10 protein-coding genes and 1 pseudogene are annotated in these 11,792 nt (G+C 55.2%); 4 read left to right on the top strand and 7 right to left on the bottom strand.

Annotated elements, in window-relative coordinates; translation table 11 throughout:
* Window positions 1-40: 40 nt before the first annotated feature.
* From PEH01S_RS16265 to PEH01S_RS16275, 3 genes are all read right to left on the bottom strand, one after another.
* Window positions 41-1,057 (bottom strand): acyltransferase family protein, encoded by a 1,017-nt coding sequence (locus tag PEH01S_RS16265; protein WP_025846218.1) that lies wholly within the window; start codon window positions 1,055-1,057, stop codon window positions 41-43.
* A 197-nt stretch (window positions 1,058-1,254) separates the two neighbouring features.
* Complete coding sequence (locus tag PEH01S_RS16270; RefSeq protein WP_025846216.1) at window positions 1,255-2,103, bottom strand: DMT family transporter; 849 nt, start codon at window positions 2,101-2,103, stop codon at window positions 1,255-1,257.
* 185 nt (window positions 2,104-2,288) lie between these two features.
* Entirely contained in the window at window positions 2,289-3,056 is a 768-nt protein-coding gene (locus PEH01S_RS16275; RefSeq protein WP_025846215.1) for a DeoR/GlpR family DNA-binding transcription regulator, read from the bottom strand.
* 205 nt (window positions 3,057-3,261) lie between these two features.
* Between PEH01S_RS16275 and PEH01S_RS16280 the strand changes: the two genes are divergently transcribed.
* The 3 genes from PEH01S_RS16280 to PEH01S_RS16290 are packed head-to-tail and all read left to right on the top strand — an operon-like array spanning window position 3,262 to window position 6,804.
* A complete protein-coding gene (locus PEH01S_RS16280) occupies window positions 3,262-4,605 on the top strand; it encodes a spore germination protein (protein WP_025846213.1) in 1,344 nt (447 codons plus the stop codon).
* Between the two features lie 13 nt (window positions 4,606-4,618).
* Window positions 4,619-5,716: a GerAB/ArcD/ProY family transporter gene (locus PEH01S_RS16285; RefSeq protein WP_127486697.1), complete on the top strand. Its 1,098-nt coding sequence runs from the start codon at window positions 4,619-4,621 to the stop codon at window positions 5,714-5,716.
* Window positions 5,713-6,804, top strand: coding sequence for a Ger(x)C family spore germination protein (locus PEH01S_RS16290; RefSeq protein WP_127486699.1), 1,092 nt, complete (start codon window positions 5,713-5,715; stop codon window positions 6,802-6,804). Before PEH01S_RS16285 ends, PEH01S_RS16290 begins: the two co-directional genes overlap by 4 nt.
* A 141-nt stretch (window positions 6,805-6,945) precedes the next feature.
* On the opposite strand, the gene PEH01S_RS16295 is transcribed toward PEH01S_RS16290, so the two are convergent.
* The 3 genes from PEH01S_RS16295 to PEH01S_RS16305 all read right to left on the bottom strand — a co-directional run bounded on the left by PEH01S_RS16295 (window position 6,946) and on the right by PEH01S_RS16305 (window position 10,110).
* Complete coding sequence (locus PEH01S_RS16295; RefSeq protein WP_025846206.1) at window positions 6,946-7,455, bottom strand: C40 family peptidase; 510 nt, start codon at window positions 7,453-7,455, stop codon at window positions 6,946-6,948.
* Window positions 7,456-7,674: 219 nt separating this feature from the next.
* Window positions 7,675-8,787, bottom strand: a complete 1,113-nt coding sequence (rpoD, locus tag PEH01S_RS16300) for an RNA polymerase sigma factor RpoD (RefSeq protein ID WP_025846205.1) — start codon at window positions 8,785-8,787, stop codon at window positions 7,675-7,677.
* 408 nt (window positions 8,788-9,195) lie between these two features.
* On the bottom strand, window positions 9,196-10,110 hold the full coding sequence (locus PEH01S_RS16305; protein ID WP_025846203.1) for an NADP-dependent oxidoreductase: 915 nt from the start codon (window positions 10,108-10,110) through the stop codon (window positions 9,196-9,198).
* Between the two features lie 294 nt (window positions 10,111-10,404).
* On the opposite strand from PEH01S_RS16305, the gene PEH01S_RS16310 reads away from it, so the two are divergent.
* Entirely contained in the window at window positions 10,405-11,322 is a 918-nt protein-coding gene (locus PEH01S_RS16310; protein WP_025846202.1) for a LysR family transcriptional regulator, read from the top strand.
* Window positions 11,323-11,381: 59 nt separating this feature from the next.
* On the opposite strand, the pseudogene PEH01S_RS16315 reads toward PEH01S_RS16310, so the two are convergent.
* Window positions 11,382-11,792: pseudogene (locus PEH01S_RS16315) on the bottom strand (bifunctional 3-deoxy-7-phosphoheptulonate synthase/chorismate mutase); the annotation flags it as partial.

Genomic DNA, 11,792 nt, shown 5'->3' on the forward strand with positions numbered 1-11,792 from the left:
ACGAACTAAGGCCAGCCATACGGCTGGCCTTGCCGCTTGATCACCCTGCCGCCTTCAGCTTGCCTTGGATCTTCTCCTTCCTTCCGAAGCCCTGCTGGCCCAGGAAAAGCAAGGTCAGCAGCGGCGATTTGGACATGATCCAAGCCGCCCCTAACGGAATCAGCACGCCGGCCAGCGTAAAGACAAGCGAGCCGTACTCCAAGCCTAAGCCGTACTTTAGCACGATATTGACCGGAATGTGCAGGTACATGATCGAGATGGTCACGGTTCCCAAAAAGGCCAGAACGGAAGACACCGGCCAGCGCGATGCCCAATAGCACAATTGAAGCACGACGAGGACGCACGCCAGCGGAACGATCAGATCGAGCACCGGCTGGGTATAGACCTTCATTTTCATATCCATTCGGAAAATCCAGATTTGTTCTTTATTAAGAACAATAGCGGCCGCCGAAATGAGCAGCGCCGGAATAAACCAGGTCCCCCGCTCCAGCCATGCAGCCAACTGCGCCTTAAAGGTATAGCCCAGAAAAAAGAATGTAACCGCCATCAGCGCCACATCCGCATTCCAAGGAATGTCCACTTTGGCCAAAGGCGTCATGCTGACGAGATGCGCAGCCGTATAGGACACAAGCACCGCTGCTGCTTGTACTTTAACCGAATATCGGGTAAGATACCCCATCAAAAGATGCACAAGCAGCAAACAGGTGATGAACCAAAAGACGCCGTACCATCCGCCTAACACCGTTCCCCCGTAGATGAGATTCCAAAGATCGCGGGGCACGGATAACGGATCTCTCAGCTTGGCTGCGACCAGCACGGCAATGCAAATCCCGTACGCGAAATAGGGAATCATGAACATTCGAATACGTTTCAGCGCCCACACGACGTACTTGTCCGGCATCACGCTTTTGAACAAAAGCCCGCTGACCAGAAAAAACAACGGCATACGGAACCAACCGAAATAATGGTCGATCACTTCATTCCCGGAATGCCCCAATACGACCAGGACGATGCTTAATCCCCTGGCTACGTCAATCCACTTTCTGCGCTCCTGCATGACCGCTCCTCCTTCCAGTTTCGTAACCCACTAAAACGATACTAAATTTGGAAAGAGGATAAAATAGGTTCTATTGTCGAAAACTGTAGGTCTTCCGAATGGAATATGGACAGCCTCCGGCAGCGTCTCCCCGGTCAGACGCAGAAAGCTAATTCTAATGGCTTATTCATTTTACCGCCCGTGCAGCCGATAATCCGTCACCCGGAACCGGCGATCATGACAATCCCCGCGACGACGATGACCGATGCGGCAAGCCTTCTTGTCCCCTGCCGTTCCTTCAGCACGATCAGACCGAGCAGCGTGCCGAAGACGATGCCGATTTCACGCAGCGGCGCAATATAGGATACTTGAGCGTTCCTCATCGCGAGCAAAAACAACAAATACGAACCCGGAGACAAAAGCGATCCGAGCAGCACGATCTTCCACTGCCCGCGCACCGCCCGCTTCAATCTGCCGGAGGCCAGAGCGGCCGGGGTCAGACCGAGCACGAATCCGATATTGGAAACGGCCAACAGCGACAGCGGCGACAAATACTGCAGATTTTGCTTGTCAATCAGCGTGTAGCAGGTAATGCAGAGTCCGACCGACAGCGCGAACAGAATAGGCCTCCAGACCGCAGGCGCGCGTTCCGCTTCCGGCTTGCGCCCGCTCATGACCGCAAAGCCCAGGAGCATGCAGCCGATCCCCAGCCAACCCCAGAGCGGAAGCGACTCCCCGAGGAAGAGGACTCCCGTCGCGGGAATGAGCAGCGTGGACGTTCCCCGCATCACCGGGTACACCTGTGACAAGTCTCCAAGCTTGTAGGTATGGGACAGCAGCAGAGCGTAAGCGCCTTGCGCCAGCAAGGAAGCGATAATGAAAATGAAGGCTTCGGCCGGAATCCCGGTCCGGATAAGCTCAAGCACAAGGTACGGGAGGAGCGCGATCGTCGTAGGCATGAAGATCGCCCACAGAAACGCGCTTTTGTCTTCGCTTTGCTTGGCGAACAAATTCCACACCGCATGCGTCATGCCCGATCCGATGACAAGCAGCAATGAAAGCACCATGTTCAAGCACCTCCTACCAAATTCAACTTTTCCAACATAATAACACACATACACACATATTCACAACAACTTATTATCTCCGCAAGCGACAGGCTGCACCTTACAAATAAAGAGTCCCGGACAGGCTCCGGGACTCCATGCTTAAGTACATATGTTGTTGTAACCGCCGGCCGGGATTGTTCCCGCTAATTACAGACGATCTCGACGCCGTGCTTTTTGTATTTGTCCACGATGGCCGGATCGATGTTCGAATCGGTCACGAACCGTTCGACCTCCGCGCACCCGCACACTTTGATCAGCGAAACCGCCTCGAACTTGCTGCTGTCGGCCAGCGCGATCGTCCGTTTGGCGTTCCTCAGCATGATTTTTTTCATCTGCACTTCGCCGAGACCGTAGTCCGTAATACCTTCGGTCAGCGTAACGCCGCTCATGCTCATAAAAAACAAATCGGCATGGAACCGGGAAGCGAATTCCTCGGCCAAGTCCCCGATCATGCCCTGCTCCTCGTTGCGGATGACGCCCCCGATCAAAATGATCGTGTATCCCGGCATATGGACCAGCTCGTTTGCGATAGGCAGCGAATTCGTAATGACCGTCAACCGTTCGATCTTTTTTTTCAGCGCTTTGACGAACTGGGTGTTGGTCGTGCTTACGTCAAGGGCGATGGACTGCCCCTCCGTCACATACCGCGCGGCGATTTCGGACAGCTCGTTTTTTCCGTCCACATGGACCTTCTCCCGGACAGTCATCGGTATTTCCTCGCGGTAATCCCATTCCTTCAGGATCGCGCCGCCATGGACGCGCTTCAAGTATCCCGCCTTCTCCAAATGCTCCAAGTCGCGCCGGACCGTTTCGAACGATACGCCGAACAGCTCCATCAGGTCCGAAGCCTTGATCGACTTCTCGCGGTTTATTTTTTGAATAATCGCTTGATGTCTTTGCTCAGCGAACACCCCCGCTCCCTCCTCTCCGTAAAATGACGGACGCCGCCGCACTTCCATGCAAGTAGTCTACCATAAATCAAAGCAAACACAAACATTTGCACATCGGCCAGCGGGCTGTTTACGGACGTAACGGTCGGCCACGGGCCGCTTGAATGACGGTATCCGTTTCTGGAGACAATACTTCTATCATTTTCCACGTTTTTTTCGGGGGCTTATGAACATACCGACGACGAACGTACGCTACCGGCAAATTGCAAGCGAGCTGTCGGAGCCGGGCGATATCCGCTCGCTGCACTTATCGAACGGCAAGACGACGATCGAGCTGTTCTATCTCGCTACGCTTTGCGACGAAGCCAAAATCCAATCGAGCGTCATTTTGCCTTTTATCGACGGTACGGACGGCAAAGCATGGGCAAGCCGCTTCACCTCGCTTCCCGGAGTCCGCGATGTTACCGGACAGCCCGGAGCGGCGCGTATGCTCTTATACGGGCATGCGCTCATTTACTGGGGGCCTTTCGTTTTCGCTTTCGACGCCAATCTCGTGCTGAACGATAAGCCGCTGCAATCCAGCATCGAGACGTCCATCCAAGGCCCGCAATCGTCGCTTTCGGAGAACAACGGCACGAATCTGAATTTGATCCGGCATCAATACGCATCGCCTTCGCTGCATGTGGAGTATCATCAGGTGGGCCGCGTATCCCCGCGGGAAATCATTCTGCTCTACGACGACGCCTACTGCAAGCGGGAGACCATCGAGCTGATCCGCCGGCGTCTTTCCGAAGTTCGGGTCAACCTTGTTCAATCGGCAGGCCAGCTGCAAATTCATATGACGAATCGGACCCATTTATTGTTCCCGTCCATGCTGCTAACCGAACGGCCCGACCGGATCGCCGCCAGTCTGTCGCAAGGGAAAGCGGTTATCCTGCTGCAGGGCTCTCCGATCTCGCTGATCGCCCCGACGACGTTCTTCGACCAGCTTTCGGCAATGGACGATATTTACAATCCGTATTGGTTTACGACCTTTTTAATTTTTTTGCGGTACATTTCCCTGCTGCTCACCATCGTTCTGCCTGCGCTTTACGTCGCTATCGTATCGTACAATCCCGAGGTGTTCCGCATCCAATTGGCGTTCACCATTGCCGGAAGCCGGGCGGTCGTCCCTTACCCTTCCTTCGTCGAGGTCATGCTGATGCTGTTTATGATCGAAGCGTTGGTCGAAGGAAGCATGCGTCTGCCCAAATCGATCGGCCAGACGGCCACGACCGTCGGCGGGCTGATTCTGGGACAAGCCGCGCAGGAAGCGGGCCTTGTCAGCAGCATCATGATCATCGTCACGTCGGTCGTGGCGATCTGCAACTTCATCATTCCGATCAATACGCTTAGCTATTCCATCCGGTTTTTGAAGTATCCGCTAATTTTGTTTGCCACGTTTCTCGGGTTTGTCGGCGTGGTAGGAGGCTTGTTCCTCTACGTGATCCTGCTGTCCAACCATCGAAGCTTCGGAGAGCCTTACTTCAAGCTGCCCGGCATCGTTCGCGTAAAGTCCAGTTCGTCGTAGGTGGGTGAAGGCTTTGCCCCGTTTCATTTACAATCTTGTCCTGCTTTTCATGCTGATGAATACGATGATGTACGTGCCGGCCGTGCTTCTCCAGGACCGGTACGACGGCGCCATGACGTCCGTTCTTGCGGGCGCCGCGCTCGGAAGCGCGATGCTGTTTCTTTTTTTGCGTCTATACCGAAGCTATCCCGGACAGGGGCTGCCGGAAATCATGGCCGTGCGGCTCCCGAAATGGGTCGTTGCGCCCCTCATTGCAGCCTTGGGGCTTCTATGGGCCTATTCCGGAATTCAGGCCGTCGTCGGGTTCACCGTTCTCATCTCGCGGTTTATTACGCCGGACATCCGGCCGTTCCAGCTTCTGGTGTTTACCTCGTTTATCGTGTGGATCGGAGCGACGCGGTCTTCGAAAACCGTTCTACTGGCGACGGAAATCTTGCTTATTCTCAATGTCCCGATTATGGCGGTCATATTCTTCAAAGCCGTCGGAGGCGACTACATGAACTGGGATGCGGTGCGGGCGGTGGCCAATCATTACTGGAACGTCCCGACATTCCGGGGCATTGCCGCCGCTTCGTTCGTATGGTCGGGAATTGCGCCGATGGCGATTATGAACCGGTTCTCCAAGCCTTCCGATTCCGTCAAATACAGCTATATCCTGCCTGCTGCCGGACTGTTCCTGCTGCTGGCAAGCCTGTTCATTCCGGTCGGCTACCACGGAACGGAAGGCGTGACGAAGTACATCTATATCTGGATCACGACGTCCGATGCGCTGGCTATGGAATTCGGCTTCATCGAACGGGTCGTATTCATCTTCGCCACCGCCTACCTGAATTTATCGCTGCTGTACGGTATCGTCACGTGGCATATGGGGGCCGAATTGATAAAAAGCTGCTTTTCCGGCCGTCCGCCGAACCTCGATGAAGTCCGGACGCCCGCGTTCACGAACATCCTCTGCGGCCTTTTCGTTGTCTGCTCCTTTGCCTATCTCTCTTTGTCTCACGAAAACTATTATTTCAAGGAGGCCGAGCGTTGGCTTATGGTCCGTCTGGCGTTTGAGCTGCTCCTCTGCGCGGGAGCCGTATTTCTGCTTCGAAGGAAGGCTGGAGCATGAGGGCGGCGGCGGTTGTTCTGCTTCTCTCCCTGCTGCTGTCGGGATGCACGTTTGCGTTCAAGGATATCGACAAGCGCTTCTTCGTTTCGGCGATGGGGATCGACAAAACCGATAATCCCAAGATGCCTTATAAAATATCGCTGATGCTGGGAATTCCGACAAGCAAGGTAGAGGCGGGCGAGGAAAAATTCCAAGTCATCCGCCAAGAGGCCGAATCGATCTCGCAGGCCGTCCGCCTGGTCAAATCCAAGGTCGACAAAGAGCTGGATTTCGGCCATACGAAAACGTTCATTCTCGGCAAAGCGCTGGCCGAGGACGATCTGACCCAGGCAAAAGACTGGCTCTCGCGGAGAAGAGATTTTCAGCTTATTGCTTATTTGGCCGTCGGAGATCCGGATGCCGAAAGCATTCTGCAGGTGAGTCCGCCGTCGGAACGGTTCCCCGGCAACACGCTGTTTCTGACGTTCTCGCATGACGGGGTCCAATCGTCCTATATTCAGACGGCCATGCTGTTCGACTTTTACCGCCGGACGCACGAGAAAGGACTGGACCCTTTCCTGCCGGTTATTAAGCCGGATCGCGACAAGTTCGAGGTCAACCGGGTAGCTCTGCTGGATAAGCATAAAATCAAATATATCGCCAGTCCGAATGAAACGCAGCTGCTCGATATGTTTGCCAAAAAAGGCTTCCATAAATTCACTTTGCATACGAGAATCGACTCCAACCTGCTTGCCTTTTCCGTTACGGACTGCGACGCCAAATTCGGCATCGTCCGGACCGGCAGCACGCCTGCGGTAAACATTACGCTGGACCTTAAAGGTATCGTCGAGGAGACGAATGCGCCTCCGGCCGTCCGGCGGATGAACGAGTACGAGAAGGCGCTGGAAAACGAGGTAAACACAGCAGTCAAAAGGCTGATCCGTAAACTAATCAGCCGAGGCGTCGATCCGATCGGCTTCGGGCTGCGGTACCGCGCAGACCGCACGACGACGGAAGAGGAATGGCGGCGCTGGCAGGCCGGGTACCGCGGGCTTCCCGTCGAAGTGAGCACCCGTGTCCACATCGAAGGCACAGGAGTGCTGAAATAAAGCCTGTGACCTTTGGAGAGCCGTTTCGTGGTTTTATCCCGCCGGGAAACAGAAAAATCCTTGAGCGGCTCAAGGATTTTTCTGTACAAGCTTATTCTGCAGCCCCTTGCATGCTTCCGGCAAGCCGTCCCCGTCCCGGTCTTAGCGGATAACGCGACGGGCGGTAACGAAAGTTTTATCCCATGTGCTGCCTTTAAAGTTGGAAATGGTAACGCCGATACCGACCCGATATGTATGGAGGAGCTTTCCGTCCCCAATATAAATGCTCACGTGGTTGATTTTTCCGTCTCGATTCGTGTCCGAGAATACCAGATCGCCCGGCTTCAGTTGATTCTTGGCAACGACAGTGCCGACCGCAGCTTGTTGTCTGGAGGAACGAGGAAGGTTGATTCCGTGCTTCTTGTACACATATTGAGTAAACGAAGAGCAATCAAAAACATCCGATCTTCCTCCAGGCGCCGCATACTGATAACGGACTCCTAAATAACGCTTCCCCGTGGCGATGATTTTATCCGCAACCGATGCATTGGATACGGCAGCCGCATGAGCCGACTCCGGTACCGCAAGCAAATTTCCTGTGACGGCTATCGACAGGCTCATCGCTATTCCTAGTAACGCTTTCCCGATCCGGCTTTTCTTCGTGCTAATCATGACTTCCTCCTTAGGTTTGGCGAATTGGGTAAACACCCCAAGATCACCATAACACAAATAAAAAATGCATTTTTTCCCAGACGATCAATTTTTCCGCGCCCCGCCTGCACTAAGAAGCGATTATTAGAATTCAATGAGAATTTTTTAACTTAAACGATTTGACAAAAAAAAGCCGTGCTCCAAGAGCACGACTTCCCGTATTTGCCGCACGAATAAAGATCAATCCATAAAATCTTTCAGCCGCTTGCTGCGGCTCGGATGTCTGAGCTTGCGCAGCGCCTTGGCTTCGATCTGCCGGATGCGCTCCCGGGTCACACCGAATACCTTGCCCACTTCCTCCAGCGTTCGCGTGCGGCCGTCATCGAGACCGAAACGAAGACGCAGCACGTTCTCCTCCCGCTCCGTAAGCGTGTCGAGCACATCTTCCAGCTGCTCTTTCAGCAGCTCGTAAGCCGCCGCGTCAGCCGGCGCGAGCGCCTCCTGGTCCTCGATAAAGTCGCCCAGGTTCGAATCGTTCTCCTCGCCAATCGGCGTTTCAAGCGATACGGGCTCCTGCGCAATCTTCATAATTTCCCGCACCTTATCGGGCGTCAAGTCCATTTCCTTCGCAATTTCTTCCGGAGTAGCTTCCCGGCCAAGCTCCTGCAGCAGCTGTCTGGACACGCGTACGAGCTTGTTGATCGTTTCCACCATATGTACCGGTATCCGGATCGTTCTCGCCTGATCGGCAATCGCACGCGTAATCGCCTGTCGAATCCACCACGTGGCATACGTACTGAATTTGAAACCCTTGGTATGATCAAACTTTTCTACCGCTTTGATTAATCCCATATTGCCTTCCTGTATCAAATCAAGGAACAGCATGCCCCGGCCGACATAGCGTCTTGCGATACTGACCACCAGACGGAGGTTCGCTTCGGCCAGTCTGCGCTTCGCTTCTTCGTCCCCCTGCTGAATCCGTTCCGCCAGCTTGATTTCGTCATCCCCCGAAAGCAGCGGCACCCGTCCGATTTCCTTCAAGTACATACGTACCGGGTCATTGATCTTGATCCCCGGCGGGAGCGACAGATCGTCATGCAGCAGGTCGTGTTCCTCGTGATCCGGCCCGAATACGGGCTCCTCATCCGATTCGACGCCCACCTCGATGCCAAGCTCGCTAAGCTGCTCGACGAACTCGTTGATTTGTTCGGGATCGGGATCGAACGGAGCAAGTTTCTCCGTAATTTCTTTGTAAGCGAGCGAAGCTTGCTCTTTGCCCTGCGCGATGAGTTGCTGTTTCACCCGATCAATCGTAAGCTCTGTCTCCGCTTCCTTGTGCTGATCGTTCGCCATATGCTGCCCCCTCTTCTCCGAACCCACTCTTTATTAATTCTTGACAAAGATGCAAAGATGCAAAGATGTGATATAATGAATATGGATATCAGTGATGAATATCACATTTTTTCAACTGCTAACCGTCATTTTAACACAAAATCGATTATAATTCAACTCTTAACTATAAAACCGGTCTCCGCCTTGGCGGACGCCGGTTTTTCGCTTTTACCGTGCAGCTGCTTCCCTTGGTTTCCCTTGAAAAACACCTCTTCGTCATATCAACCGGAGATGGCGTGCGGCATTCTACCGGCTTGCGGCCGCACAAGCAAAAAGGAGCCCGCAAATCTGCGAGGCTCCGTCGTTCCTGTCCATTTATCCTTTCAGCAAGGGTAAGTCAGCGGCCGATCGTCACTGCGGCTTCCGCCTTTAATCAAATGTTAGAACAACTTTGCCGCGGCCGTGTCCGGTCTCGACCTCGCGGTGGGCATCGGCGGCCCGGTGCAGCGGGAAGGTGCTGCGAATGTGGAGGCGCAGCTTGCCCTGCTCGTACAGCTCTGCGAGCTCCGCCAGCCGGGCGGCCGACCGCTGGCTGCGGATCGGGCGAATGCCCAGTTCCCCGGCCAAGTCGAAGCCCACAAGGGTGCCGATGCGCTCCCGGTTCCGGACCAGCTCCACCGAGACGCGCAGAGCGTCGCCGCCAGCCCCGTCGAGCACCGCGTCGATTCCATGCGGAGCGAGAGCCCGCACTCTGTCGGCCAGACCTTCTCCATACGCGACGGGGACGGCGCCGATCGAACGCAGGTAATCGTGATTGCGCTCGCTGGCGGTACCGATGACCGTCGCCCCCCAAGCCCGGGCCAATTGCACGGCGATCGTCCCGACGGCGCCGGCTGCAGCATGGATCAATACCGTGTCGCCCCGGCGCACTCCAATCTCCTTCAGCCCGGTATACGCGGCTTGCCCTGCTCCGGACAGGCCGCCTCCCACCTCCCAAGGCATGCTCTGCGGCTTGGCTGCGACTTGGCTGGCATCGACCGTCACATACTCGGCATAGCAGGTCAGCATTTTGTAGCCGATCACTTCACTGCCGACGGAAAAGCCCGTGACGCCTTCCCCGACTTGATCGACAATCCCGGCGAACTCGTTGCCCGGAATTTGCGGAAGCTGTACGGTTACCCCCGGCGGAGGGCTCCAGCCGCTCCGCAGCGCCAAGTCGAACGGCTGCACGCCTGCCGCCTTGACGCGCACCCTCACCTGCCCCGCTCCCGCTTGGGGATCGTCAAATTCCATCGTTTGCAGCACATCCGGCGTACCCGGAGAAGAAAACGCAGCTGCTTTCATCCCAATCTCCTCCTTTTTATCTCATTGCCCGCAGGAAAAGTCTGCTCCCGGGCAGCTTCTCCTTGCACGCTTCCATTAACCTTTTCCGCTTCGTGCTGTAAACATCTTCGCCGCCTGGACCGCCCGCTGCGTCGAACTCATGCTCCTGCCTCCCGATTTGGAATTCAAAGGAATTGCCCGCTTGCAGCATTTATTTTATACTGGAATATAAATAAACAAAAATACATCTTATCTCATATATTATATAACCCTGAGTATATGAATGAACGGGAATGAAATAAGGAGGGAACGAGGATGGAACTGCTGCAGCTCCATTATTTTCGGACGGTCGCCAAGCTGGAGCACATGACGAGAGCGGCCCAAGAGCTTCACATCGCGCAGCCGGCGCTCAGCAAAACGATTTCCCGGCTGGAGGCGGATGTCGGGGTGCCCTTATTCGACCGCGAAGGCCGGCAAATCCGGCTCAACTCGTTCGGCAAAGCGTTTCTGGACAAAGTCGAAATGGCGCTGACCGCGCTGGAGGAAGGACGCCGGGAAGTGGCCGATATGGCCGGCATCGAGCAGGGAAGCATCGGCTTGGCCATGTCCACGCTGAATCGTCTGACGGACCCTTTAAGCGCGTTTCTGTCCGTTTATCCGAACGTGAACTTTCGCATTACCCAAGCTTCCATGGATGAAATGGCGCAGCTTCTCGAAGCCGGCGAGGTCGATTTTTGCTTTACGGCGATGCCTATCGATCGGCCGGACATTAGCGCGGTAGACGTCCTGCACGAAGAGGTGTTTCTGGCCGTGCCTCCGGGGCACCCTCTGGCGGAACGCGGCAGCATTGCTTTAAGCGAGGTGGCCGATGAGCCGTTTATCGGATACAAGGAAGGATTTATTTTCCAAAAGATGAACGATGCGTTTTGCCGCGAGGCGGGGATATCGCCGAACTTCGTCTGCCGGGTAGACGAACCTGCCGCCATCGCAAGCTTGGTGTGCACCGGGCTGGGCGTCGCGTTTGCGGGGGGATGCAATATGAACGCAACCTCCTCGCCGCTTACGCTGCTGCATATCGAACAGCCCGTTTGCCGGCGCACGTTCCAGCTCGCATGGCATGAGAAGCGGTACTTGTCGAAGGCGGCCTGCCATTTTCGCGATTTTGTCGTCGACTACTTTGCCGGACAGCAGAAGCAGACCCAGACACGCAAGCTGGAAGCCGCCGTGAAGTAAAGACAGGAAGAACCGTCCGGATCAATGCCGGACAGTTCTGCTTTGCCAACCGATATAATCTATCCAAGAAGGCCGGACTCCCGGACCTGAGCATAAAAATGACCGAACTCCTCGATATTGAGCTGCTGGGCGGCATCGGACAATGCTGTCGCCGGGTCCGGATGCACCTCGACCATGACCCCGTCGGCACCGGCGGCCAGAGCCGCTTTCGCGCATGGGGCAAGAATGTCTTTGCGTCCTGTCGAGTGCGTGACGTCGACGAGCACAGGCAGATGGCTTTCCTGCTTCAGGATCGGCACGGCGGAAATATCGAGCGTATTGCGGGTCGCCTTTTCGTATGTGCGAATGCCGCGTTCGATGAGCATAACCTGCGTATTGCCGCGGGACAAGATATACTCGGCCGCATGAAGGAATTCGTCGATCGTCGCCGCCAACCCGCGCTTGAGCAGAATCGGCTTGCGCACCTCGCC

This window comes from Paenibacillus ehimensis NBRC 15659 (assembly GCF_004000785.1).
Classification (GTDB): domain Bacteria; phylum Bacillota; class Bacilli; order Paenibacillales; family NBRC-103111; genus Paenibacillus_G; species Paenibacillus_G ehimensis.

Bases quoted from the DNA above. Each gene is read 5' to 3' on its own strand.
- PEH01S_RS16305 (WP_025846203.1), bottom strand. From the start codon at position 10,110: ATGAAAGCAGCTGCGTTTTCTTCTCCGGGTACGCCGGATGTGCTGCAA.
- PEH01S_RS16310 (WP_025846202.1), top strand. From the start codon at position 10,405: ATGGAACTGCTGCAGCTCCATTATTTTCGGACGGTCGCCAAGCTGGAG.
- PEH01S_RS16270 (WP_025846216.1), bottom strand. From the start codon at position 2,103: ATGGTGCTTTCATTGCTGCTTGTCATCGGATCGGGCATGACGCATGCG.
- PEH01S_RS16295 (WP_025846206.1), bottom strand. From the start codon at position 7,455: ATGATTAGCACGAAGAAAAGCCGGATCGGGAAAGCGTTACTAGGAATA.
- PEH01S_RS16265 (WP_025846218.1), bottom strand. From the start codon at position 1,057: ATGCAGGAGCGCAGAAAGTGGATTGACGTAGCCAGGGGATTAAGCATC.
- PEH01S_RS16280 (WP_025846213.1), top strand. From the start codon at position 3,262: ATGAACATACCGACGACGAACGTACGCTACCGGCAAATTGCAAGCGAG.
- PEH01S_RS16290 (WP_127486699.1), top strand. From the start codon at position 5,713: ATGAGGGCGGCGGCGGTTGTTCTGCTTCTCTCCCTGCTGCTGTCGGGA.
- rpoD (WP_025846205.1), bottom strand. From the start codon at position 8,787: ATGGCGAACGATCAGCACAAGGAAGCGGAGACAGAGCTTACGATTGAT.